Genomic DNA, 24,315 nt, shown 5'->3' on the forward strand with positions numbered 1-24,315 from the left:
TCAATAACCTGACATTACAGAAAACTCAATGATCACCACAGCACCCTGAACTGCAGGATGTTACTTCTTCGGGTTAGGTGCCAGGGGCTTCTCGGGAATCAAACCCGAAGCTCGTAACCAGTCTTCGCAGCGAGCCGGCCAGGTAGCAGCAGCACCGGCATCAGGGAACATCCCGAATCCATGCCCACCTTTAGAATAGATATGCAGGTCAAAAGGCACATTCGCCTTCTTAAGCGCTGTCGCATAGAACAGGCTACTTTCACACGTCACGGGATCGTTAAAAGCATGCGCCATAAAGGCCGGTGGCGTCTTCGAAGTGACCGGCAGCAGTTCCGAAAGTTCTTTTCCTTTGGTCATATAAGCGGGATAGACCAGAATCGTAAAGTCGGGCCGAATGTTCGCCTTCTCTGTCGTGGCCTTGTCGTCGGAAAACTCGGGTGTTTCAAAGCGAGTGCTGGCCAGTGCTGCCAGATGCCCCCCTGCGGAAAAACCGAGGATCCCGATCCGTTCCGGATTCAATCCCCACTCTTTGGCATTCGCCCGCACCAGTTCAATCGCTCTCTGCCCATCTTCGAGGGGAGCTTTCCAGTTCGGCTGATCCTTAAGGGCCGGGACTCGATACTTGAGAAGAATGGCAGTCACACCCAAGGTATTCAGCCACTCACAAACGGCCGTCCCTTCGTGCTCAATCGCCAGAATGCTGTAACCACCACCAGGACAGACAATCACCGCTGTCCCATTTTTGATGTCTGCTGGTGGCTCATAAACGGCAAGAGTCGGGTTAGCCACATTTTGCAGCCTGGGGACTTGCCGACCGGCTGTCAAAGGAGCAGCCAGCCCTTCAGGCTGTGGTAAAAGGGCTACTTGAGCCGAACCTTCGGGCCACAGCGGGATTATAATTTTCGGTTCAGCAGCAGAGGCACTCCCCAGATTCACCAGCGCCAGCAGACTCCCCGTAATCACAGTCGTGATTCTCAAAATGCCAAAGCGGGCCACTCGTCGAGGCACAGAGCGTCGAGGTACAGAGCGTCGAGGTACAGAGCAAAGAAGGTTGTTTTTCATCGGCAGGTACTTCCACGAAAAGTCATGAGACGGAGGATTCACAGCCTACGGCATCAGGTGCCCTGTCTGCAGCAGTCGAACCTCGTCACCCAGTCGAATTTTTCCACCAGTGTGGACTTTGGCCGTCAAACCGCCATGTCCTCGCATGGCGTTATAGCCTCCCGGGCCCAGGTTTTCTTCCATACGTGAACAAGGATCGCATGAGCCAGTCCCTTCAAAAATGGCTTCTCCCACTTGAAAGGTTTGTCCTTTCAGAGCCAGCAGATTGATCCCCGAGACCACAAAATTGCGGCGAACGAGTGCCGGATCCAGCCTTTCGATCTGCATCAAACCTGCCACAGCGACCAGATGCTCGGCCTGAATCAGCGTGACTTGCCGTTTGGTGTCGGGTCGGCGTTTGGCATGGTGATCGCCTTCCAGACCATAGCCCGCAATCGCCAGCACTTCTTCAACAGCCACAATGTTCGACCGCCGTGCGGAACTAAGTCCCATCCAGCGAACCGTCCCTGTTTGTGGAAGAATCTGCATGAGCTCGGCAATTGTGCGCATCAAAAGTTTCCGTCGCTCTCTTCAGGTTCGTCACACTCTATAGATTTCAATTTCAAAACATTTCTGGCGAAGATTCCATCGAAGAGATTCCAATAAACGTAGAATATGGAACATGATCTTAGATCTTCCAACATCCATTCCGATTCGGAGTCGAGCGGGTTGGGTTAGGCTGACCAGCCTTAAGCAACCATGTTCTGGTCACTGGAAACTGGCGCTTTCCGATGGCGATCTGTCAAACTGATCATGGAACAGTTCGGGTTCATTGATCGCTCGCCCAGATCTATTCCTCTGCAGTTTCACTTGCCAATTCGGCTGTTACGGATTTTACCGCCATGTTGACCAGAGTTCTTGAACCCGAAGTCATGGATACGCCCGAAGAGGCCCGCGCCTACGATGAGATGGATTTCACCGCAGTGAACGCCGCTTTTGTCGCTGACCTGGTGGCGGCATTGACTCCTGCCGATCTTCCGTTACCCCGGGACGCCACGACACCTGTGTTCACGCCCGCTTTGTCAACGAGCCTTCCACCGACAATCCTCGACGTCGGAACCGGTACTGCCAGAATCCCTCTCGAGTTCTGCCTGCAGGTGGATTGGGGCCATATTCTGGCTGTTGATCTTTCACCCGCCATGCTCGAAATCGCTCAGGAAAATGTCCACGCTTCCAGCTATCGGGATCGCATCACGTTAAGGCAAACCACCACCACACCACTTCTGGCAGAGGCTGCCAGATTTCAGATTGTGATGTCCAACAGCCTCGTTCATCATGTGGCAGACGCAGCCCAATTGCTCCGGGAGTTAGCCATGCTCGTGGCCCCGGGTGGCGTGCTGTTTGTCCGTGATCTCCTGAGGCCAGAGACCTCAGCAGCCATTGAGGAACTCGTGAATACTCATGCAGGTCAGGATACCCCGCGCCAGCAGCAGTTGTTCCGGCAATCTCTCGCAGCCTCACTCAGCCTGAAAGAAGTCGAGGCGATTGCCAGAGAACTTCCAATCGAAACAACGGTCACAAAAAACAGCGATCGCCACTGGACGCTGGTCGGCAAAGCCCGCTAATGATCAAAACGAGATCTACGGCTTCAATAGAAACACCGCTTCGACTTCCACGGGGATATTGCTGGGAAGTGAACCCATACCGACAGCACTGCGAGCCCCTTTGCCTGCCACTTCGCCAAAAATCTCGACCATCAGGTTACTGAAGCCATTGATCACCTGGGGATGATTGGTAAATTCCGAGACGCAGTTAACCATCCCGAGAGTTTTCACCAGTCGCTCAATCCGATTGAGAGACCCCAGTTCGTGCCTCAACGTAGAGAGCATTGTCAGACCGACAGCACGAGCCGCAGAATAGGCTTCTGTCTCGAACAGGTCGACGCCCACCTTCCCGACAATCAGCGAACCATCAGCCAGCCTGGGCCCCTGCCCCGAGACATACAGCCAGCGATCCACAATCACGACGGGCGCATAAACTCCGCCTGGCTGTGGTGGAGGCGGCAGGACCAGCCCCAACTCTTGAAGTCGTCGATCAATGTCCGACGGTGTCTGAGTTTCCTGACTCTCTGTCATCGCTGACCTTACTCGAAGAAGTTCTGATTCCCGCAGAATGCTGCCACTGCCCTTCTGGCCCGTGACCATGCCTCACCGATCGCGGCGAGTATGCAGCACATGAACTGGCCTCACAATCTGTGCACTCACACAGCGGGCGGGATTTCTCCAGAAAAATCATCTCCGACAGAAAAACTCGCAGGGCTGGCAGTCATTTCGATCACCTGATCATCCCCATCCGGGCAGCAATCTCGATATCCTAATACGACTGTTCACCGCATTCTCCGGATCAATCCGAAGCCTTGTTTCAGCTTAAGAAACCATGTTTTCAGCCAGCTGAGAGCCAACACAATGGTATAGGATCTGCAAAATCTTGCTGTGCGGTCCGATTGTCGCGTCTAAACTGTCTAGTGTGGGTGTACTGATCACAGCACACCACGGATCGGCTGCACTTGTTCAACTCGACTTTCAAACGCTCGATCACTGACAATCTGGATTGCTAACTCAGAGCTCGGGTGAGTAGGTTGAATGAGTTAAGAACTTCCCCGGAAGTTATTGGTGAAGTGTGAAATCTGACTGACTCAAAGCCCGACATCACACAAACTGTTCCTCACTGGCCCGTCGCCGTTTGTTTTCTGCCTGGAGTTCAATGATGAGAAGTCTGGTTCGAGGTCTAATGATTCTAGCGCTCGTAAGTGCAGCAGTTGTAACTGGTCTGATGACAAAAGGAGACAAAATGACAACCGTCGCGGCTGATGCAACCGGTTCAATCTATCGGCACAAACTCACAACTCTCAGTGGTGAACCCGTCGAACTCTCCAAGTACAAAGGCAAAGTGATCCTCTTCGTCAACGTCGCCAGTGCCTGCGGCTACACAGGCCAATACAAGCCACTGCAAGCCATCTCGGAAAAGTACAAAGATCAGGGTCTGGAAGTCGTGGGCGTTCCCTGCAATCAGTTCGGCGGACAGGAACCCGGATCAGCCGATGAGATTCAGACTTTCTGCTCAAACAAGTATGGTGTCACTTTCGACCTGCTGGCCAAAACCGATGTGAATGGCCCCAAGGCCTCTCCTCTTTATGTCGATTTGAAGGCCCAGAGCCCCAATGGCAATGGTGATATCGGCTGGAACTTCGAAAAGTTCCTCGTCTCGCGTGATGGCAAAGTCGTGGGCCGCTACAAGTCGGGCGTCAAGCCAGATTCCAAGGAACTGGTCTCCGCGATTGAAGCCGAATTGGCTAAGAAGTAAGTCCGACCCTTGATGTCAAATTGGGCGTGACAGGCGTCAGCAATCTTCTGACCTAAAGTGGCATCGATGAACCGAGATAGAGATCATTGTGGCCCATCCCGTCGGGATGGGCCATTGCATTCTCCAATCTCCTTAACCCTCTGGTCTAGATCGTTACGCTTTTTCGATGACCCATTTGGGCGACAGAAGAAATTCTTGCTTGCAAGTCGTTGAGAATCGGCAAATGCTGAAGTGAACATTGTTGATTCCCGGACATCACGTGCGAACGGGTTCCCAGGCGATTCTTGATCGGGCGAAGTATGCAGATTCTGTTGCTCGCTGGCTGGATCATGGCCACATTCGGGTGGCTCAGACCTATCGTGGCAGCCATCAACTATCTGTCGGCCAAGCCTTATTCCAAGCGAACACTTCAATGGATTCATGGTCTTCTGTTTGTCTGTGCCGGAGTTGTGGGCCTTGTTGGCGCAGCGGTCTTCGCGATCCGCTTACTCAGCATTGAGCCACTCGCGCCATCGATCCTTGAAACTGGTTATCTGATCTGTGGCGTTGGTCTTGTGGGTTGGTGGATCGCAGATGTGATCGAATGGCAGCGGGCTTGCCGGAGATCGGTCGATGAAGAATGTCATCTCCAGTGCCTTTCCTGGAAGACCGCACTCCAGCATCATCCCGGTGCTTCACGACTCTTGGGCTTGCCCGGTAACGAAGTGCTGATGCTCGAAGTGGCCCAGCGAATTATTCGTTGCGAAGGACTGCCCGAGGTCGCAAGTGGACTGTCGATTGCCCACTTCTCGGATGTTCATTTTCGCGAAGGCATGCCGCTGGAATACTTCCGTTCGGTGTTTGAAGAACTGGGACGGCTTCGTCCGGATCTCTTCATTTTCACTGGCGATCTCCACGATGACCCCGACTGTCTGCGCTGGGTTCCAGAACTCTTTGGCTCGTTACACGCGCCGCTGGGATGCTACTTTGTACTTGGCAATCACGACTGGCATGCCGATCATGTCAACGCCCGGATTGCTCTTGAAGATGCCGGCTGGATTGATCTGGCAGGCCGCGTATTACCACTGAGAGACCCCAGTGGTGAAATTGTCATCGCGGGGACAGAATTCCCCTGGATGGGCGATCTCCCGCCGTTCGCCTCTTTGCCGGATGATCGCTTCCGAATTCTTGCATCGCACACGCCCGACCTGTGGCGCTGGGCTGTCGATCAACATGTCCACCTGATGCTTGCCGGGCATACCCATGGGGGGCAAGTCCGCCTGCCGATCCTGGGGCCGGTCTTTGCTCCCAGTGTTGATGGTGTCAAATATGCGGGTGGACTCTACAAAAAGAACTCGATGTATCTGCACGTTTCCCGAGGCATTTCCGGGAAGGATCGATTGCGATTTGGCTGTCTGCCAGAAATCACCCGCTTTGTTCTCAAATGCAGCCCCAGAACAGAACTGACTCGCCCTAAGGCAGCCGAAGCTTCGCACGAAAATGGTTCGTAATCTCGCTGGCCCGTGTTTGACTTCGAACCGCCAGGCTTCATCTTCGAAAGGCATACTGTTGCGACAGCCCGCATTTCTGCAAGCACTTGGTCATGCGTGGAGAGGCCTCGTCGATGTGACAACCACACAGAAAAACATGCAGCGGCATCTGGCCATCACGTCAGTTCCGCTTCTCCTGGGCCTGTGGCTGAGTTGCAGCCTGACGGAATGGTGCCTGCTGCTACTGACCATCGGACTTGTCCTCTGCTGTGAAGTCATCAACACAGCCATCGAGTGTACTGTCGATCTGGCCTCACCCGAAATTCATCCCCTGGCCGGCCGATCCAAGGATCTCGCGGCTGGTGCCGTCCTTCTGGCTTCAATGATCGCCGTCCTGATTGGAGCGCTGATCTTTGCGCCGAAACTGCTGACGTTCATCAAATCACCGTGAAGCGAACCGATGGTGTGGCATCGGTCGGGTGGCAGGGGTCGAATGTCGTCATTCGCCCCCTGGTCAACCGGCTTCACCAGCGCAATTGCATCCGGAACGATGCCTTCATGACTTTCGAGCACGTTCGACTGAATTCAAAAGCGTCTCATGAACTGGGGGCAAACGAAGACGTTTGCCCCAGCCACGCAGTCTCCAGCCACACTTTAGGTCAATAGGCATGCAAAGTTGTGTGTCAAAGACAGCAGTTATGAGCAAGTTGACTTTCAGCTTTTGAACACACCATTTCAAAATGCGATTCGCATAATTAAATGACCGTGAAGTGAGCCGACGGAACTCCATCGGCACTTCACGGTCATCAATCTCTTCATCGTTCAATTTTCAATTTATGGCTTAGCAGCTTCTGGCAAGGGGCCGTAAACCTTGGTGAGTTGTGGCTCAATAGCATCCGCCCAGATGCCATAGCTCTTTTCATTCAGGTGCAGCAGATCAGGCATGATCTCTTTGCTCAGCGTCCCGTCGGCTTCCAGAAACTTCGGGCCAATATCGAGAAACTCAACCCGATCACCATCGGCCAGCTTGGCAATGATGGCATTCGCCCCTTCATTCACCTTGCGACCTGGCGTATCCGGAGTGGCCCCACGGGGAAAGATCGCCAGAATCAGGATCTTTGTCTTCGGCAGGCTCGTCTTCAATTTCTCGACAATTGCCTTCACACCCTCGGCAATCGCTTCGCTCGAATCAGAACCGGAGTTGTTGGTTCCAATCATCAGCACAGCCAGCTTCGGCTCAATACCGGCAATGTTGCCATTCTCGAGACGCCAGAGAACATGTTGAGTGCGGTCGCCACCAATGCCAAGATTGACGGCATTTCTTGGCGCAAATCGCTGCTCCCAAACCTTACGACCAGCCCCTTCCCACCCTTGAGTAATCGAATCGCCAATAAACAGCAGATCAACCTTGCCTTCAGCGACACGCTTGTTCATAGAGGCATGGCGATTCTGCCACCACTGATCATTGCGGGGAGCAGGTGTGGTTGTCGGGTTGGCTTTCGGAGCCGCCGCAGGAGCCGCTGCCGGGGCTGCAGGAGCCTGGGCAAAACCTTGAGAGACTAACGACGAGAGCACAAGTGCTGTCGCCAGTGATGCCGTCTTCAGTGATGCCCCTGAGAACTGTGGAAAAATTCGCTTCATCGGTGGTGCCTGACAAGTTGAGTGAGATGAACGTCCTCAGCTGCTCACCAACACCAGCTCTTCACAACTTGTGGCGCAAGCAGCACGAGATTCATTCATACCAGTTTGGCAATTGATAATGCCAGCACTCATTACTTAAGAATTCTCCACCGATGAGAACAATTCTTCAGCCATGATCCTCATCCAACGGGGCTCTCAGGCACTGTGAAAATGAAAGCCTTCAGCCTGATAAACCATCTTCCCCTGACTCATCGTGGCCAGAATGGGCAGCTCGGAATGAGACTTTTGAGGGAGCGTCCTCGGTTCCTGGAAAATCGTCAGATCGGCAAGGCCACCTGCTGAAAGTTCGGGAATCGTCAGACTCAACAGCTTTCGTGGCTGGCGAGTCGCCAGATCAACGGCATGGGCCAGCGGAATCTCCCCCAGAACTTTCGCTGTCGCAATACAATCCCCTAAACCCAGGTGGCTCCCCGCCAGAAACTCCGGCTGACCTGCGACCACCAGTTTCCCTGAATCGAGCACATCACAACCTCCCCAGTCTGAGACATACGCCCCTGGGGGAAGACCAGCCCAGCCGCTGATGTCGCAGGTCAACAAGACCCGATCCAGAGTTTTTGCGCGGATCACCGTTTTGACAAACGCCGCCGGGAGATGTTGACCATCCACAATCAGACTGCACGACAACCGGTCATCCGCCAGTTGTGGCCACAGCGGGTTGTGATGTCTATGGATTCTCGATTCCAGACCATTCCCTAAATGAGTCGCCAGCGTGACTCCCGCATCCAGAGCCGCCTGAATCTCATCGGCATTGGCGGCTGTGTGCCCCATCGCCACCACAATTCCACGCGAGACAAGCTCACGGATAAAGCGGTTCATCCCGGGAAGTTCCGGGGCCACGGTCACCAGCTTGATCATGCCATTCGAAGCGGCCTGCAAAGAATCAAACTCATCCAGATCGGGCGAACGAATCGCATGGAGTGGATGAGCACCGCGGGCACCATCCCGCGATGAAATCCATGGCCCTTCCAGATGAATCCCTGCCACTTGCTGTCCCAGCCAGGGCATTTCCTCAATCGCCCGCGAGATTGTCCGCACACTGTGGTGCATGGCACAGGTCGTGTTCGTCACCACAGCGGGGAGGAACTGACCAATTCCAAACCGGGCCAATTGACTGGCAATCTGGCCGATATGCCCGGTTGTCAGACTCAGGTCACTGAACCATTGCCCTCCGTAACCATTCACCTGCAGGTCAAAAAAAGAGGGAGAAACGAATGGCAGAACCATCGATTCGAGTTCCGAAAGCTCTGTTCTCAACGAATTCACAGAGCCGATGCGCCCGCCCTGAATCGTGATTTCCAGCGGCTCCCCTGTCGAATAATGACGCGCACGAAAACAAGGCATAGTTCACAAGCTTTCACACATCGCAAACGCGAACGGGCCAATGATCAGAACAGTTCCCATCTGTTAAATAATGAGACAATCCCTGATAGAAGCGTCTGGCAACAGACAATTGAAGCGAAAAGAACGTCTTGGATTTCTCTTTCAGATATGGCAAGAAAGTGCTTGGCCCGTTTTCCTGATCGGAAAATCAACACTTTCAAGGCTCTTCAAGTGAGGTGAGTCTGTTCGTCCAGACCTAGATCGTCCATTGTCGATTTCTGGCGGAAATCTCCCATCGGTCGACGACTTCCCCACCCTGGGCAACAATTGCATAAGGATAGAGAGGTACCGTTGTGCAAACATGTCTGGGGATTCCCCAGACCACATCTCCTACGCTCATTCGATCACGATCGTGAGATTCAATCACCAGATGTTCTTCGCTTTGCAAAACCTGCTTCGAATCGATCAGTTCTGGTAACCACACACGATGTCCCATCGCCTGGTCAGGTGACACCGCTTTATGACCCAAATCAAGCGTCAACCGATCAGCAGTTGGCCGGCTGATAACTCGACTGAGAACAAAGGCTGCGGCTCGATAATTCATCTCAGGAAACTTGAGGGCATACCCCCAATCGTGGAGCACACACGTTCCGGGGCTCAGTTCAATCGCGGGATCGTCCACCTGGCTCCACAGATCGAACGTTCCTGTCCCTCCACAAACAATCTGCCCGACTTCGATACCTGCAGCACGCAGACGCTCGCGTAACTGCTGCACCATTTCCCAGACCTGCCTTACGGAAGCAGCACGTTCTTCAATGTTCGTCTGATGCAAATGGCCATCATAAACATGCAGGCCAGCCGCATTCAGACCAGGTAGTGCTATCAGTTTCTGATAAAGACTGAGCGATTCAGGTAAGCGGGGATCAACCCCCGTGCGGTTCATCCCGACATTCAAATCGAGCAGCACATCCAGTGTAATCCCGGCCGTACTGGTCATCTCGGACATGGCATCGAGCGTCCTCGCATCATCAGCCAGCACTGTCAGCTTTGTTCCCGGGAAGCGATGACGAAACTCCGCCGCCCGGCGCAAATTCGGCCCCACCAGAGGATAAGCCAGCAGCACATCAATAGCACCAGCTCGCGCCAGCATTTCGGCTTCCGCAAACGTGGCGGCTTTGTGCCGGCGAATTCCCCGCGCGACTTCCAGCTTCGAAAGCTCCAGCATCTTGTGAGTTTTGCAGTGCGGTCGGAGTCGTTCCGGCCCACCACTGACCGCCAGCATGTGGTCAAGATTTTCTCGAACTGCATCGAGATCAATAATCAGCGCAGGTGAAGGAATCGCTTCGGCAACGCCAGGTGCCAGTGGAGGTGTCCATCTCATGCAGAACGCTCGGCTCTCGGGCAATGATCGGCAGAAGACTCCCGATCAAGGTGGTGACAATCTCAAAGCCACAGCATGGCCGATTGGTGGAGGCGTGGCAATCGATCAACGATCCTGATGAAACGGACGGATGTCTCGTTCGCGGATGTCATGAACAAAGCAACCACATTTTTCAGGCATTGACCTGCAATTGATGGAGGACGGGTTTACGCACAGTCTCCATCGAAACAACCACCGGTGCCGGTGCGGCAGGCAGATGCTCTTCCGAGAGGACGGTATCGATCACGAAATAGAGCAGCTCCCGCAACGGATCGGGATGGACACTGTCGGCCAGAGTTTCCACCCGGGCTCGCGATTTTTCGACCAACGTCTGAGCTTTGGTAAAGATCCCCAGCTTTTCAAAAACCCGCTTGAAGGCTTCGAATTTCGCATGCGGGCTGTAAGTCGAACTGGCCACGCGCAGCAACTCTTCGCGATCAGCAGGCGCCGCCGCTTCCCAGGCCATGGCCCACAAGAGCGTCGGTCGCATGGACTGAGCATCCTGACCAGCCACCAGCTTGTTGTGATCATCACCCAGCCAGTCACTCAGATCATTCAGAATCTGGAAGGCCACACCTAAATGACGCGAAAATTGTGTGATCATTTCGGCGTAGTCATCCACCGGCCCCGCCATGCGAATGCCGGCATACAGTGCCGCTTCGAACGCCGGCGAGGTCTTCAGCGCATAGATCTTCATCGCTTCAGCAGGAGTCAGATCATGTCGGCCAGAACGTGACCACTGTAACTCAGCTCCCTGCCCTTCGCACAGCTTCATATGAGCTGCCGAAAACGCATCGAGAATATCGGCAGCGACTTCAGCACCCAGCTCTTTTCGTGAGGCAGAAACCAGTCGATAACCTGCCCCAATCAAATGATCACCCAGATTAATGGCCGGCCCGACACCATACTGCCTGTGCAAAGTTTCCTTGCCATAACGGAACTGGTCGTTGTCCTGAATATCATCGTGTATCAGCGAGGCTTTATGAAAAGCTTCGATGGCCATGGCCACACGATTGACAGCCGGTGGGTATTCGAGGGCCTGATCCTGATGATCAGCCGTCAGCCCGGCAGCACCCGTGAGGGCATCGTAGGCAGCCAGGGTGATAAAAGGCCGCAGCCGCTTGCCCCCATGCTGCAACCAGTCGAGCACCACCGTCTCCGTAAACTTGAGTGGTGACAATTGATCCTGAGTGTCAGCTCCGCCAGCTGCTTTCACTCGATCACCTTTGAGTGCATCCGTGCGAATGGGTTGAGTCAGCGTTTCGAAATGCTCATCAAAGGCCCGGTTCGAGGCCCGCATCAAAGGCACAAAGCTGCGAGTTTTATGATCGGGCAATGGCTCATACTTATCGAGACATTCCCAGACCCACGATTCATCGAGCGTCGTATTTTTACAATCACCCGAATGCAGCGGCACCGCATACGAAGGGACGCCGGCAATCAGCACCTTGTCGATCGCCTTCTCCAGCACATTCAGGCAGGCCACTCCCAGAATGCCATCGATATGCCCGGAGACGATAATCTTCAGCACAATCGGCGAGCCTTCAGCCACCAGGACTTTGTAGCCCAGCTGTTCGGCTTTCACCTTGTAATCTGCAATCGAACAGGCACCGCAGCGCTCGCAATCCAGACCAAACTCGTCATAGTCGGCCGGACAACCTTCGGCATGCTTCAAGCAGTGGGGCAACAGCAGCATCCGCCGCTCAAAAGGAATGGCCAGAAACTGTTCGCGCCAGAAGACATTCCCCAGCATCACCATCGCAAAGCCGAGAAACTTCTCGGGCTCACCATGCGTGGCCAGCATCTCCCGCGCCATCGCTTCCAGTTGATTGCGGGTGAATGGCTTCGAGCGATCCAGTGTCTTTCCAAAAGCCACCGCATCAGAGCGGATCTTCTCGCGATGCGCGAGCGTCTCCGGAACGAACTTGAATTGGGCCGTGCTCCGGCGTTTGGGCTTATCGGCTTCGGGATGCTCCTCAACGGGAACAATAACTTGTGATGCCGGCGTAGAAGTCATCGACATAGGTATCTGTTTCACCAGGTGAAGTCCGCTTGCAGAGCCCAAATGGAACGCCTCATAAGGTGTTCACACTGAGAGGATTCAGCACACGAGGAGTACCCGTGCTCAACACAGATCTTACTCGGGATTGTATACCGAAACGAGGGGCTGCCCAGGAAGTTTGGCAAAATGGGTACGTTTGTTCTATTGATGAAGTCGAGAAGTGTGCCATCCACTGACCCGCACTTCCTCATGAACGCTGACCTCTCCGGCAGAGACCGAACAATTGGTAAATTCCACATGGGAAATGTGGTGGCACCAGCTTCAGTCGTACCTTCTGTACAGAAACCCAGTCGATTTCCAGCAGCGTCTCATCATGCTTTCCATAAAATGATATCGCTCTGTGTACCATACGCTCTGCGTGCCATGCGTTCCGTGTGCTGTGTGCCATGCTTGCAGCTCTGGGCAAGCATGTTTTCGCCACCAACAACGTACTGTCGCTTCCAGGGAGCCGACTTAATCCGCCCCCTGTTCATCCGGCTGATCAATTTTTGACTCAGAGTCCTGGACAGGCTCCTGCACAACAGGGTCTTCTTCACCGGCAACAGGGTCTTCTTCACCAGCAAACTGTGTCTGCAGAGCATCTGCCTGAAGACCTTGCTCTCGCAGCCAGCGGACAAGAATGGCCACTGATCCATGTGTCGCCAGCACCCGCTCACAACCTGTTTCTTGAATCGCCCACAGCAATTCGGGCCAGTCGACATGATCCGACACGACGAAACCACGATCCATGGCCTGCCGCCGGCGTGTCCCCCGTATCGTCATCCAGCCCGAAGCAAAAGCCATCGACACATCGCCAAACTTTCTGAGCCAGACAGTTCCCTGCACGGAGGGTGGCGCGATGACAATCCCACGCGACCACTCAACGCCTTTGGGATGACCCACCACCTGCTCTGTGGGCGGTAACTCAATTCCACTTTGCCGATAATCGGCAGTGAGCTTCTCAACGGCTCCATGGGTATAAATGGGCCCGATCGATGGATCCAATAATGAAATCAGCCGCTGAGCTTTCCCGAGAGCATAGCCCAGGAGCACGCTGGTACGACCTGCCGCCTGATTCTCGCGCCACCAGGTGTTGATCTCACTGGCGACAACGGCAGGATCGGGCCAGCGATAGATGGGCATGCCGAAGGTCGATTCCGTGACGAACGTATGACAACGCACAGGTTCAAACGGCGTGCAGGTTCGATCCGGGAAAACCTTGTAATCACCCGAGACCACCCACACTTCTCCTTTGTACTCCACTCGAACCTGCGACGAACCGAGGATATGACCGGCAGGATGCAATGAAACTTTCACTGGTCCCATCGAGAACTCGGTTCCATATCCCACCGTTTCGATGAGAGCATCCTCTCCCATCCGTGTGCGCAGGACACGCAGCCCTTCGTTCGCCGTCAGATAAGAGCCCATTCCCCGCCGCGCATGATCTCCATGAGTATGGGTAATGATCGCCTTGGGGACAGCCCGCCATGGATCGATATAGAAATCCCCCGCCTCGCAGTACAGACCTCGATCATTCACAGTCAGCAGGGGTGTTGGAGCCATTCGTTCAATCGATCAATCACAACTTGAAACCTGGGTTTAACATCTTTTGGACAGGCTGGCCCTGTGCTGCTGCAAGCAGGTCACATCGATGGGTGGCTGGGGTCGGATGTCTTCATCCGCCCCCAGGTCAACAGAGTTCGCAAGCACGATTGCATCTGTAACAACCCTTCCCATGATCATTGCCATGAACAACTAGCGTCACATAACCTGGGGGCAACCGAGGACGTTTGACCCCAGCCACACTTCAAATCAGCACACCAGCGAAATTGTGTCTGAAGAGATAGCTCGAAACTACAAAAAGGTCACTCAGCTCAATCACAAAGTGATCATCCCTGCCCAAGTATTGTAACCTCAAAGCGACATGCGTCACCCGAGGATCTGTGTGCTCATCTCTGTCGATGATAAAGCTGAGACCACAGGTGACTGGGCTTTCTTTGGTGGCTCGACCTGCTCAGACGAAGCCTCACCTTGTGAGAGGAGCAGATAAGCTGCCAGTAAAAGCGAAATGAGCGACAGCGCACCGGCCAGAACGAGACCGTAATGGAGGCCCCAGGTTCTCGGCTTTTCCTGAGGTGATAAACTCTGCACGAAGCGAAAATGCTGCCATCCCGCAATGGCAAACGTCCAGGCTCCCAAAGCCACCATTCCCAACCCTAACCACGAACCGACCCCGGGCCTGACAGCCTCCTGCCGGTGCAGTAACTGCAGAAAAACTCCAAACCTCGCCAGCACGAACCCCATCCCCACAATCGCCAGTCCCGTGCGAATCCACGCCAGGAGTGTACGCTCAGCCGCAAAGTAAACACGCGGATCTTCACCGTCGGACATTTCTCATCGCCTCTTGATTTCCGGCATGCTGTCTTGACTTCGAACGATCGAACGACTTTCGCAAGGGAGATTTTCCCGTGAAATCGCACCCGCCGCTACAGTACAAACCCGGCACAGCATAACATCAGTTGAACAACCGGAATGTGTGGGCCCACAGCAGAGTTAATAAGAGACCCGGGTTGCTTCCAAATCGCCGACAATCGTCCTTCGAGAAAGTCTTTGTCCATGAAAGTTCTTCTCTCCAAAGCCGAGATTCAACAGCGAGTCCGCGAACTTGGCGCTGAGATTTCTCACAGATATGCCGGCCAGCCACTTACAGTCGTCGCCATTCTGACGGGGAGTGTCATTCTTGTGGCGGATCTCATGCGGGAACTTTCCATCCCTCACGAAGTGGCGTTTGTCCGCGCCAGCAGTTATCGCGGTGCGACCACTTCGGCTCAGGCACTGGTAACAGATCTCATGGGGCTCCCCGATCTCAGCCATCGACACGTGCTGCTTGTAGATGACATTTTCGACACTGGCCGCACCCTGGAACGAATCTCCAAAGAAGTCCAATTGCTTTCGCCCGCCTCGCTGCGCACCTTGGTTTTGCTTTGGAAAACGGCCCGCCGCGATGTCGATCTCAAGCCAGATGACTTCGGATTTCAGATTCCTGATAAATTCGTCGTCGGCTATGGACTCGACTTCAATGGCCAGTATCGCCACTTGCCCGAGATCTGCATCTTCGATGAGAAATCGGCTCCCACTCTCACCGCATCAGTCGGCAGTGAATGAGGCTTCAGCAACCGGTGCCTGCTGGAAATTTTGATACAACGGGCCTGTCAGCCGGATCGGCTGGATATCGAGACGGATATTCTCGACCGTGTAGTCATCACCACCAAACGCCTCGGTATACCAGCCGCGACTCCGTTCATCCCGCGAAAAGCGGAACTCAAAGCCATCGACCGCTTCGAACCTCGCTCGACCACCATCAAAGGCCAGGCCAATCGCCTCCTGCTGCGTGCTGTCAATGAGTTCGCCCATCAGATCGGCGACCGCCATATTGGCGAGAATGTCGTTGAAGAAGAGTCGTCTGCGGTGAGCCGGTCGAAAATCCGGTGAGTTCGGATCGAGAAACTCATCGTCGAGCTTCTGCTGTGAAGGGGTCACTTCCATGGTCAATAGGTCAAAGCGGTCACCTCGATCAAGATACGTCAGCCTCACATTGGAAAGATTGAAGCGTCCTAACGCCTTTTCCGTCGTGGCCTGGGAGAGATCCATCACCAGGGCCCCCTTATAACCCAGCACACGGACATCCTTCCCATTTCGCACGACAATGGCCGAGTTCTCATCCACGCCAATCCCGTAACGAATCCCTTCGGAGTGCATGGCCACCAGCGAGCGGGCAAAGCGTCCGCGAACCAGGCAGTGCTGCTCGACAAACCACCGCTCATCCAAGAGCCCCAGGCCATTTCCCAGTTCCCGGCCCATCGTGACTCCCGTGAGCAAGGTATCCAGCACAGAATTGGCCGAGCGATACATCACTTTACTCATCACAGCCGCACCAGCGCTCGTTCCCGCGACCACACCTCCCCGGCGGTACAGGTCGTGAATCGCACCCAGCAGAGGCAATGGTTCACCGTCTTCACCATGGAGCCCGCGGATAATTCGATCCTGCGAGCCACCCAGAATGTAAATTCCACTACTTTCCCGCACGAGTGCCAAAACATCAGGATCGGCTGCTGCTTCGCGCGGCGAACGAGACATCTGCCGCCACGCCACCGGCAAGGTGACCGTCTCTCCTCCAGCGGCCTCAATCGCCTCAGCCACCCATTTCGACTTTCTTATCGGGTCGAAAGTCGCCAGGGGAAGGATCGCAATCCGACTTCCCGGCCCTCCAGAAAGCCTCACGATTTCTTCCCAATATTCCCGCTGATCGAACCGCTCCGATCCGCCAATGATCATCAGCGAACCCACAGTCTCCGGAATCTCGGCGGCAGGCAAATCTCTCAGATTCGGCCCGCAAAGAGCGAATAGCAGTACACAGAAAGCTGTCCAGCTTGCCCAAAATGCAGTATTGATCGAGTTTTTCACTACCAATGACGCAGCACCATAACGATGCGTAAAGCGCCAGCCAGAGCGGCACATCCAGGTTTCGCCCTGCAAATTCTGTCGAGATGAGCGGGAAATTTGTCCGAGCATCGCCAACCTCAAGTGAATGGTCTTCCTGACGAAATTCACCAGCAAAACGGTCTCGCCTCTTTGAGAATCATACTCCTGATCCCTCTCATCTGCCGAGGGGAGTTCCGCATGAATTCTTGTTTCAGGACACGACAACCGGCTCAAAAGATCACATGAGCAACTCTCGGGCCATAAAGAGAATTAAATTGCTTCGAACTCTGTCGAACGCATTTCTAAAGGGATGTTTTGCCAACCAGCCCAGACTCCCGATCAATCTCGACCCGATTCACTGGACGCGGGAGGATTCGAGTTGGCTGGTGGCGATGCCTCGGGTGTTTCCGATTTGGGCGCCTCTGTTTGAGGAGTCTCGATCTTTGGTGCCTCGGACTTGGGTGTCTCGCTCTTGGGTAGGTCAACAGCCGCTGGTTCTGCTGGAGTCGCTGGCGACACCGCCGGAGCAGCGGCTTCGACTTTCTGACCAGCTGCTGGAGCCGCTCGACGTTTTGATTCCCCACTCCCTTCAACAGGCACAATTACCGAACCCAGCACCCGCTTATTCGAATCATCCTGCACCCATGCCACCAGCGAAAGCCCTTCCAGCAGCAAAGGCTTGATTTCAAACTTCACACTGCGGTTCTGTTCGATTTCGGCAATCCCGTCTTCCAGCCCCTGCTTCAGGTCTGCCATCGTCATCGAGGTGGAATACTTGAGTTCATCTCCCTTAAGGCCAGTCCCTTTCGCACCACCCAGCAGTCTGCGGACAACAAAGTGATGTTCCACGAGACCGTTCGGAGCTCGCAGCGTGACGGTATTTTCAACCAGCGCCACCCGCAAGCGCAGCGGATCACGTTCCTCAGGAAGTGTCTGGGAGTCTGCACTGGCAGAAACCGTCAATTCTCCATTTTCAACCTTGGCCTGAGCGGTAACCAGAACCTGGGCTTTCTCCTGAAGAGCGGCATCCACTTCTCCACGCAGCCGGGCGTAGGACATTGATGCATGCTGAAGAATCCCCCCCACCCCCGGGACAAATCGACCATCCACAAACAGTGAAGGAGCCGCCTCGCCCTTATAGTAGGCAAATCGATCCTCCCCATCCTGAGTCGTTAACGGATCGGGCGTGGGGATATTCAGATGATAATGCAGCACAGCAATCGCCGGGATGGGATAAGTCTCGACCAGTGATTCCAGCGCCAACGACGCCCCTAAACAGGGTGGACAACCCACGCCTGTAAACGATTCAATCAGCGGCACATGATGACCGGCATTGAGTGTCACTGGCGGAATCAGCTTCATCGATTCTTTGCGGAGAGACTCCAACGTCGAGTCATACAGCTTTTGCAGCATCTCATCGAGGCCATCGACCGTATCATTATGGCTGCTTTTCCACAGCTTGATCAGACTCTCACGCGGGCCCGGCTGGCCAGCAGGAACTCCCTGGCGTGACCGAGCACTGAGAATCATCCCTTCCAATTGCGGCAACGCCACAATGCTCGACAGATACTTGATCGCCTCTTCGTTCTGGTTGGTCTTCAGGCTGTACTCAGCCAGTGCATCGAGCAGTTCCGGGTTGTAAGGCTCAATCGCCAGGAAGGTCTTCAGCTCCTGGGCGGCTTTTTCCGCTTCCGGGCCTTCTTTGTTAATCGCCTCGAGCGCAATCACCATATCCAGTGCCCGGCGGCCGATCTTCAATTGCTCCGCCATCAGTTCACTCGGGTTCAGCTTCTCAGCGGCAGCAAACTGCTCAATCGCGCGATCTGGGAAGAGCCTCTGAATGGTGAGCTGCATGGCCAGATTCACGCGGGCTGTCAATTCCATCCGCGGCCCCCAGATGGCGGCCATGGCCAGATAATCCTTCTCAAAATCGGCAAACTTTTCGGCGGTCCACTTCATATCGCTCATCTGCGACATCTGGGCCAGAATCGCCGTCATCGCCTCAAAACTGACGGGAAGTTGCGGGGCCTGAGTCGCTAATGACCACATATTGGTCACGGGAGCTTTGCTTTCGGAAGCCTGCTTAAACTGCTCAGTTCCAATCGTGGGGAGGGAATTCCGCAACTCCTTGGCAGTTTCCATCTCCGCACTAACGGGGAACATACGCACAAAGGCGATCCCCGCAGGTTCTGTGGTCAGCGTGCCAAAAAACACACCCTGTTGCAGTTTGCCTTCCAGTAACGCTTTCTGATCGCCCGCCAGTTGGAGTTCGACCGTCATCTGATCGCTATCGATTTTCGACGACAGAATCGATGCGTTCTGCAGAATCTTGAGATCTTCGAACACCTTCACCTGAGGATCGGCTTTGGGATCAAGATCCCACAACCCCACGATGAAGTCTTTGCGCTGCTCGGTAAAGATGACCATCCAGCGACCATCCAGCACCGTGACTTTTTCCCGCATCTGCACCGCTGGCTTGGGAGCTTCCTCCGCCTTGGTGGCCTCTTTACCCGCTTCCGCCACTTCGGCTTTCTTGCCACAGCCGGCGAAACTGGTCACAACCAGCGCGAAAAGCAGTAGCCATGTCCACTGGAAGCTCGACGATGATCGATCAATCGGAAACGACATGCTGAAAGTCCTGCGAAAATTTCAATCCAGATCACCCGCAGCTCACGGGCTCTCTGTCATGGTTGCTTGTCATTGAGAACGCCAGAATGATAACCGGAACCCCGCTTCTTCGCACATGATCCACTTGCCATAAGTACTGGCCAATCATGAATTATGGATGAAAAGTGCTCGATCGTCACCTGCCCGAAAAAGTTCTCACACACACATCCGGAAAATTTCTGGCATCATGCGCAAGTGGTTTTCGCACTATACGAAGTGAGACTCCCTCCAGAGTTGATTCACTCAAAGTGATACGCCCAGTTCGGCCATTTGAAGGGTGAAAATCTGAAATGACTGATCGACAGCCAATAATCATCTCCCCATCTTCGCCACAAATGGCAACCTCCAGTCACCAACCACTCCTTTCCCGACTCACGGGTTTCGTCGGGGGGGGCCGAGTTCACTTTTTCACTGCCTGCCTGCTGTGGAACCTGTCTCTGGCGGGAATCTGGTCTCCCTGCCCCCATGCCTGGGCACAATCCAAACCTCCCGGAAATGTTATCCCCACGGAATTCAGCCAAGGTGACCAGCGGTTGGTCTTCACGGTCGCCAACGCGATGCACAACCACCCCGAGCTCTACTATTACCTCTGCAAAGACCAGAAAGGTCGCGAGATTGTCCGACCACTCAAAAACCCTTCCCAGAATCCCGGCGGCAAATTCCTCGAGAAACCACCGATTGCGGTGCTGGATATCGAATTGAACCGGTTTGGAGCATTACCCCAGGCCAAGGCCGGCAAATACCTCGAAGACCTCTGTACCGAACACAACAAACGGCGCGCTGCGGGTATCGTGGTGGCGCAGGGGCCAGCCCCATACATGGTGGGAGGCGACGGAGTCCCCCCTGGTGCTTATGTACCGCCCGATCCCAAACTGATGCCGAAACCTCCTCAGCCCGACCCGGCCACCAAAAACAAAGCACAATCCGCCTATGCCGAACTGGCCAAAGTTCTCTCGAACGATTACGCCCTTTCCGGCAACGATGTCGTCGCCAAAGTTATCCCCGAAATGATGAGCACCATCGAAAAGAACAGCAGTGAGCCTGCCCTCCAGAAAGCCGCTCACCATCTTGTCACCTACGATCAGAAAACGAGCAGCCTCTTCGATAAAGCCGTTCAGGGCCGCGACCAGTCGTTAGCCAGTGCCAAAGCTCAACTCGCCCGGGCCGAACGTGGCGATTACACCCACACAGAAACCTACGAGTATTACGACGAAGGAGCCGGCCGGTGGGTGCAGAAGAACGTTCAAGTTGACGACAACCCGACTGTCGCCTACCTGTCGATGGGCCAGATGCTCATGGCTCAGGGAACGTCGAATGAAATGATCCGCCAGCGGATTGAACGCCAGAAGTTCATCATGCTCCAGAAGGCCAAAGCCGCCAGCTGGAAAGAACTCCTCCCCGCGATGGCAGACCGCTTCAGTGGCCAGGTTTCATCGCGTCCCTTAGTCAACGTGCGGTTCGTCCCTCAGGAAAAACCGTTTGATCGGCTGCTCCTTGATAACTACTGGCCCACGGGCTTCTCCGAGTTTTTTCAGGGTAAGTATCTCGCTCGCAACGTCTCTGGCAAAGAGCTGCAGCATGTGACATTCGCTGTCGATTTTCATCACTTCTCCACACTCCCCCAGCCCACCACCCGGCACGTTTACTACATCCCCCGCTGGAAGCAGGGCGAAGAAGTCGAACTCTCAACCATCCTCTTCCCCGATCTGGTGGGGACTGGCAAACGCTATTACGTCCCCAAGTTTCCCGACGGCCGGGGAATGAACGCGGCCCCCAATCTCGAACTTCCCGATATGTGCGGCGTCGTCAAACTCACACTCACTGTCTGGGCCAACGAAGGGAAACAGAACGCGACCTCCATCAGCATTCCCGAGCGGCTCCAGAAAATCGTGCCCGCTCTCATTGAAGGTGCTGAGATCACGCTGGCCAGTTCGATGTATCCCTTTGAGGCCACGAGCGCCACATCCAAAAGCTCGACCACCAAGCCAAAATCTTCCACGACTGGAAAAGACTCCGACAAAAAGGGAACTCCCAAGCCCCCCGTTTCCATGGAAGAGCGGGCTCGCGAAATGCTGTCGCTTTACCTGGAACCTCTGCTGACCGAACTTCCCGAGGGTTCGCCATCGGCCCAGAGAATTCGCAAGATTCTCGCCAGTCCTCGCGATGTGCGCGAAGAGATCATCAAGAAACGCAAAACCGATCTGCTGGCAGCTTGCAGTGCTGGCAAACGATATCTGGGCAACTACAGCGACCGGGACCACGAAATCGAAATGGGCCTGCTCTTCATCGAATGCGATGCTGCTGGGCAAGCCATTCGAGTCGAACTCTTCGACCCGCAGAAGCCCTCGCAAACACGTCCCTGGGGCGGATTTATTTCGCATGACCCGCGAAACAACAGCGAGTTTCTGTACCTGGTGCCGCTTGATAACGCGACCGAACCAACAGCAGCAGCACGCAATGGGCTACAGGCAGACCCCTTTTCCCCCGACGCCACCAGCTTCATGCTCTCATTAACGAAAACGGGAGGCTTCGAGGGCAAGTTCGAATACCGCGAGAGCTTCGATACTCCGCGATTGAGCGTGCGTGAACCTTCACGCCCGGTACGAGTAAAACCCGCCGCCGGTGACAAGACTCAACTAATAGCGGCGACCCAGCGGGTGAAAGAAAACCCGAAGTGGAAACTCCCCAAACCCCGCCCCATCATCACCACCCGCGGGCCTGCCAACAATCCCACCAATCCAGGCCGCAGTAATCCCACAACCCCCAAAGGCCGCTCCCGGTAGAACTGGCGGCAATTCTCACATACCGAGAATCTGCCTCGGTAGTTGAAAATCATCGCTCACGACCTTGGGTCAGCATTATCAAACTCTTCGTTAGATAAGTGATTTGATCAGCTTCGTAACACTACCTTCTCGCAATTTTCAACAAAAGCATGGCGTGACGTATTGTCCACTGATACGATCTCGCACAATCAGGTGAACAGACTTAGTTAAATCCTGTTCACAAGCCATCGGTACCAACGCGATGTGATCGATCAAAACACGTTATTCAGTAACTGAAAGGCAAATCTCAGATGGATCTCATAGATCAGTTGCGAATTCTTTCCAGTCGCATCAGCCAGACAAAAACATTGGTTCAGACTGAAGAGGCAACAAAGAACGCAATGATCATGCCCTTCATTCAGATTTTGGGCTACAACGTCTTCGATCCACTTGAAGTGACACCCGAACTTGTCGCAGAAGTTGGTACGAAGAAAGGTGAAAAGGTCGATTATGCGATCTTAAGAGATGGGAAACCCATCATTCTATTTGAATGCAAGAAATGCGGAGGCGATCTGCATATCAACCACGCCAGCCAGTTGTTTCGCTACTTTCATGTGACTGAAGCACGTTTTGGCGTACTGACGAATGGTTTGGTTTATCGATTCTTCACTGATCTTGAACAACCAAACAAGATGGATGAAAAGCCTTTCTTTGAGTTTAACATTCTTGATTTCAAAGACCGAGATGTTGAGGAACTCAAGAAGTTTACCAAAAGTGCTTTTGATATCGACACGATTCTGACTACAGCCAACGATCTCAAATACACACGATCAATTCAAACGCTGTTGTCAGAATGGATGACCAACCCTTCGGAAGATTTTGTGAGACTGCTTTCCGCTGATCTCATCGGAAATCGAAGATTTACCCCAGCAGTTAAAGATCAGTTTACATTGATCACCAAAAGGGCATTTGATCAACTTCTCGGAGAAAAGATCAATGAACGCCTTAAAGGGGCCATGGCACCGGAAGGCGTAACAATCGCAGAATCCCCACGATCAGCAGCCACCAACGACATTGCTACAACCGAAACCGAACCAGCAATTGTAACCACTTCCGAAGAAATTGAAGGCCTTCATATCGTCAGATCAATCGTGCGAGACCTGATCTCACCTCGTCGTGTCGTCATGCGAGACGCCCAAAGTTATTGCGCAATTCTACTCGATGACAACAATCGGAAACCTATCTGCAGACTCAGATTCAACAACACTCAGAAATTGCGTATCGGCCTCTTCAAAGACAATAAAGAAGAAGAGCTTATGAATCTTGAATCCGTTGATGATATCTACTCATTTGCTGATCGAATTAAGGCCACTCTGAGCTCATACATAAAATCTGATGGTAGCCTAGATAGCTCGCAAATATCTACCGCACCGTAGAGACTGCTGTCATTCGAAACAACTTAATAACTGGCAAACAGCATAGGTTCTTATTAACAGTCGAGTATTCCTGGTGGAAAATCAAAAACGCACAGCAGGAAAGCTCCTTGCTGTGCGTTTTATTTTGTCAGTCAATGTCTGCTTAGCTGGGTTTTGATCCACTGCCGGAAGAGCCACCACTGGAACCACTTCCGCCCGAGGAACTGCCGCCAGACGAACTGCCGGAGCTTCCCTTATCACCCGACGACGCCGGTTTGTCGGCTGAGGCGGCTTTTTTATAGCCTTCGCTGCGATAGTCCGTCAGGTAAAAACCCGAGCCCTTAAACAGCAGGCCGCCACCTGCACTGATCAGCCGGCGGGCTTTCTTTTTATTGCACGAAGGGCACTTCTTCGTCGGTTCAGCCTTGATCGACTGGAACTCTTCCCAGCGATGATCGCAGGCATCACAAGCGTATTCGTAGGTGGGCATGATCGTTCTCAGGAAGGGACTCAAGTTCCGGGACTGGTTTAAAAAATGACTCTGTTACTGAGCAGCCGGCGGGTGGCTGGGGTCAAACGTCCTCGTTTGCCCCCAGGTCACGGGATATCAATCGCTTCTTGCAGTCGCTAACTA

The 24,315-nt window shown here is 54.0% G+C and carries 19 protein-coding genes; 7 read left to right on the forward strand and 12 right to left on the reverse strand.

Features of this window, described 5'->3' with window-relative positions; all coding sequences use genetic code 11:
* Positions 1 to 60: 60 nt before the first annotated feature.
* On the reverse strand, positions 61 to 1,062 hold the full coding sequence (locus tag PLIM_RS14925; RefSeq protein WP_013111158.1) for an alpha/beta hydrolase: 1,002 nt from the start codon (positions 1,060 to 1,062) through the stop codon (positions 61 to 63).
* Between the two features lie 45 nt (positions 1,063 to 1,107).
* Positions 1,108 to 1,611, reverse strand: a complete 504-nt coding sequence (locus PLIM_RS14930) for an MOSC domain-containing protein (protein WP_013111159.1) — start codon at positions 1,609 to 1,611, stop codon at positions 1,108 to 1,110.
* Between the two features lie 332 nt (positions 1,612 to 1,943).
* Between PLIM_RS14930 and PLIM_RS14935 the strand changes: the two genes are divergently transcribed.
* On the forward strand, positions 1,944 to 2,666 hold the full coding sequence (locus PLIM_RS14935; RefSeq protein WP_013111160.1) for a class I SAM-dependent methyltransferase: 723 nt from the start codon (positions 1,944 to 1,946) through the stop codon (positions 2,664 to 2,666).
* A 15-nt stretch (positions 2,667 to 2,681) separates the two neighbouring features.
* Here PLIM_RS14935 and PLIM_RS14940 read toward each other — a convergent pair whose 3' ends face one another.
* Complete coding sequence (locus PLIM_RS14940) at positions 2,682 to 3,176, reverse strand: RidA family protein (protein ID WP_013111161.1); 495 nt, start codon at positions 3,174 to 3,176, stop codon at positions 2,682 to 2,684.
* 715 nt (positions 3,177 to 3,891) lie between these two features.
* Between PLIM_RS14940 and PLIM_RS14945 the strand changes: the two genes are divergently transcribed.
* The 3 genes from PLIM_RS14945 to PLIM_RS14955 all read left to right on the forward strand — a co-directional run bounded on the left by PLIM_RS14945 (position 3,892) and on the right by PLIM_RS14955 (position 6,324).
* Positions 3,892 to 4,404 carry a glutathione peroxidase gene (locus PLIM_RS14945; protein WP_230849319.1) on the forward strand — a complete coding sequence of 171 codons (513 nt, stop codon included), beginning with the start codon at positions 3,892 to 3,894 and terminating at the stop codon, positions 4,402 to 4,404.
* A 299-nt stretch (positions 4,405 to 4,703) separates the two neighbouring features.
* On the forward strand, positions 4,704 to 5,894 hold the full coding sequence (locus PLIM_RS14950; RefSeq protein ID WP_013111163.1) for a metallophosphoesterase: 1,191 nt from the start codon (positions 4,704 to 4,706) through the stop codon (positions 5,892 to 5,894).
* Positions 5,895 to 5,952: 58 nt separating this feature from the next.
* Positions 5,953 to 6,324 (forward strand): diacylglycerol kinase family protein, encoded by a 372-nt coding sequence (locus PLIM_RS14955; RefSeq protein ID WP_041403727.1) that lies wholly within the window; start codon positions 5,953 to 5,955, stop codon positions 6,322 to 6,324.
* 383 nt (positions 6,325 to 6,707) lie between these two features.
* On the opposite strand, the gene PLIM_RS14965 is transcribed toward PLIM_RS14955, so the two are convergent.
* The 6 genes from PLIM_RS14965 to PLIM_RS14990 all read right to left on the reverse strand — a co-directional run bounded on the left by PLIM_RS14965 (position 6,708) and on the right by PLIM_RS14990 (position 14,746).
* On the reverse strand, positions 6,708 to 7,514 hold the full coding sequence (locus PLIM_RS14965) for a platelet-activating factor acetylhydrolase IB subunit (RefSeq protein WP_013111165.1): 807 nt from the start codon (positions 7,512 to 7,514) through the stop codon (positions 6,708 to 6,710).
* A gap of 195 nt (positions 7,515 to 7,709) precedes the next feature.
* A complete protein-coding gene (locus PLIM_RS14970; protein WP_013111166.1) occupies positions 7,710 to 8,915 on the reverse strand; it encodes an N-acetylglucosamine-6-phosphate deacetylase in 1,206 nt (401 codons plus the stop codon).
* 235 nt (positions 8,916 to 9,150) lie between these two features.
* Positions 9,151 to 10,275, reverse strand: coding sequence for a D-TA family PLP-dependent enzyme (locus PLIM_RS14975; RefSeq protein ID WP_013111167.1), 1,125 nt, complete (start codon positions 10,273 to 10,275; stop codon positions 9,151 to 9,153).
* A 172-nt stretch (positions 10,276 to 10,447) separates the two neighbouring features.
* A complete protein-coding gene (locus tag PLIM_RS14980; RefSeq protein ID WP_390416246.1) occupies positions 10,448 to 12,331 on the reverse strand; it encodes a polyprenyl synthetase family protein in 1,884 nt (627 codons plus the stop codon).
* A 498-nt stretch (positions 12,332 to 12,829) separates the two neighbouring features.
* A complete protein-coding gene (locus tag PLIM_RS14985; protein WP_013111169.1) occupies positions 12,830 to 13,918 on the reverse strand; it encodes a ligase-associated DNA damage response exonuclease in 1,089 nt (362 codons plus the stop codon).
* A gap of 366 nt (positions 13,919 to 14,284) precedes the next feature.
* Positions 14,285 to 14,746 carry a YidH family protein gene (locus PLIM_RS14990; protein WP_013111170.1) on the reverse strand — a complete coding sequence of 154 codons (462 nt, stop codon included), beginning with the start codon at positions 14,744 to 14,746 and terminating at the stop codon, positions 14,285 to 14,287.
* A gap of 225 nt (positions 14,747 to 14,971) precedes the next feature.
* On the opposite strand from PLIM_RS14990, the gene hpt reads away from it, so the two are divergent.
* Entirely contained in the window at positions 14,972 to 15,520 is a 549-nt protein-coding gene (hpt, locus tag PLIM_RS14995; RefSeq protein WP_013111171.1) for a hypoxanthine phosphoribosyltransferase, read from the forward strand.
* Here the strand turns inward: hpt and PLIM_RS15000 are convergent.
* Positions 15,503 to 16,927, reverse strand: a complete 1,425-nt coding sequence (locus PLIM_RS15000) for a cyanophycinase (RefSeq protein WP_013111172.1) — start codon at positions 16,925 to 16,927, stop codon at positions 15,503 to 15,505. The genes hpt and PLIM_RS15000 overlap by 18 nt on opposite strands.
* A gap of 249 nt (positions 16,928 to 17,176) precedes the next feature.
* Positions 17,177 to 19,465: a hypothetical protein gene (locus PLIM_RS23040; RefSeq protein ID WP_013111173.1), complete on the reverse strand. Its 2,289-nt coding sequence runs from the start codon at positions 19,463 to 19,465 to the stop codon at positions 17,177 to 17,179.
* Between the two features lie 329 nt (positions 19,466 to 19,794).
* On the opposite strand from PLIM_RS23040, the gene PLIM_RS15010 reads away from it, so the two are divergent.
* Together PLIM_RS15010 and PLIM_RS15015 are read left to right on the forward strand one after the other, a co-directional pair.
* A complete protein-coding gene (locus tag PLIM_RS15010; RefSeq protein ID WP_041401894.1) occupies positions 19,795 to 22,287 on the forward strand; it encodes a hypothetical protein in 2,493 nt (830 codons plus the stop codon).
* Positions 22,288 to 22,577: 290 nt separating this feature from the next.
* A complete protein-coding gene (locus PLIM_RS15015; protein ID WP_013111175.1) occupies positions 22,578 to 23,702 on the forward strand; it encodes a type I restriction endonuclease in 1,125 nt (374 codons plus the stop codon).
* 142 nt (positions 23,703 to 23,844) lie between these two features.
* On the opposite strand, the gene PLIM_RS15020 is transcribed toward PLIM_RS15015, so the two are convergent.
* Complete coding sequence (locus tag PLIM_RS15020; RefSeq protein ID WP_013111176.1) at positions 23,845 to 24,171, reverse strand: FmdB family zinc ribbon protein; 327 nt, start codon at positions 24,169 to 24,171, stop codon at positions 23,845 to 23,847.
* Between the last annotated feature and the right edge of the window lie 144 nt (positions 24,172 to 24,315).

This window comes from Planctopirus limnophila DSM 3776 (genome assembly GCF_000092105.1).
In the GTDB taxonomy this organism is placed as follows: Bacteria; Planctomycetota; Planctomycetia; order Planctomycetales; family Planctomycetaceae; genus Planctopirus; species Planctopirus limnophila.

What these genes read in the sequence shown, in the direction of transcription:
- PLIM_RS14925 (WP_013111158.1), bottom strand. Translation starts at nt 1,062, where the DNA reads ATGAAAAACAACCTTCTTTGCTCTGTACCTCGACGCTCTGTACCTCGA.
- PLIM_RS14930 (WP_013111159.1), bottom strand. Translation starts at nt 1,611, where the DNA reads ATGCGCACAATTGCCGAGCTCATGCAGATTCTTCCACAAACAGGGACG.
- PLIM_RS14935 (WP_013111160.1), top strand. Translation starts at nt 1,944, where the DNA reads ATGTTGACCAGAGTTCTTGAACCCGAAGTCATGGATACGCCCGAAGAG.
- PLIM_RS14940 (WP_013111161.1), bottom strand. Translation starts at nt 3,176, where the DNA reads ATGACAGAGAGTCAGGAAACTCAGACACCGTCGGACATTGATCGACGA.
- PLIM_RS14945 (WP_230849319.1), top strand. Translation starts at nt 3,892, where the DNA reads ATGACAACCGTCGCGGCTGATGCAACCGGTTCAATCTATCGGCACAAA.
- PLIM_RS14950 (WP_013111163.1), top strand. Translation starts at nt 4,704, where the DNA reads ATGCAGATTCTGTTGCTCGCTGGCTGGATCATGGCCACATTCGGGTGG.
- PLIM_RS14965 (WP_013111165.1), bottom strand. Translation starts at nt 7,514, where the DNA reads ATGAAGCGAATTTTTCCACAGTTCTCAGGGGCATCACTGAAGACGGCA.
- PLIM_RS14970 (WP_013111166.1), bottom strand. Translation starts at nt 8,915, where the DNA reads ATGCCTTGTTTTCGTGCGCGTCATTATTCGACAGGGGAGCCGCTGGAA.
- PLIM_RS14975 (WP_013111167.1), bottom strand. Translation starts at nt 10,275, where the DNA reads ATGAGATGGACACCTCCACTGGCACCTGGCGTTGCCGAAGCGATTCCT.
- PLIM_RS14980 (WP_390416246.1), bottom strand. Translation starts at nt 12,331, where the DNA reads ATGACTTCTACGCCGGCATCACAAGTTATTGTTCCCGTTGAGGAGCAT.
- PLIM_RS14985 (WP_013111169.1), bottom strand. Translation starts at nt 13,918, where the DNA reads ATGGCTCCAACACCCCTGCTGACTGTGAATGATCGAGGTCTGTACTGC.
- PLIM_RS14990 (WP_013111170.1), bottom strand. Translation starts at nt 14,746, where the DNA reads ATGTCCGACGGTGAAGATCCGCGTGTTTACTTTGCGGCTGAGCGTACA.
- hpt (WP_013111171.1), top strand. Translation starts at nt 14,972, where the DNA reads ATGAAAGTTCTTCTCTCCAAAGCCGAGATTCAACAGCGAGTCCGCGAA.
- PLIM_RS15000 (WP_013111172.1), bottom strand. Translation starts at nt 16,927, where the DNA reads ATGCTCGGACAAATTTCCCGCTCATCTCGACAGAATTTGCAGGGCGAA.
- PLIM_RS23040 (WP_013111173.1), bottom strand. Translation starts at nt 19,465, where the DNA reads ATGTCGTTTCCGATTGATCGATCATCGTCGAGCTTCCAGTGGACATGG.
- PLIM_RS15010 (WP_041401894.1), top strand. Translation starts at nt 19,795, where the DNA reads ATGACTGATCGACAGCCAATAATCATCTCCCCATCTTCGCCACAAATG.
- PLIM_RS15015 (WP_013111175.1), top strand. Translation starts at nt 22,578, where the DNA reads ATGGATCTCATAGATCAGTTGCGAATTCTTTCCAGTCGCATCAGCCAG.
- PLIM_RS15020 (WP_013111176.1), bottom strand. Translation starts at nt 24,171, where the DNA reads ATGCCCACCTACGAATACGCTTGTGATGCCTGCGATCATCGCTGGGAA.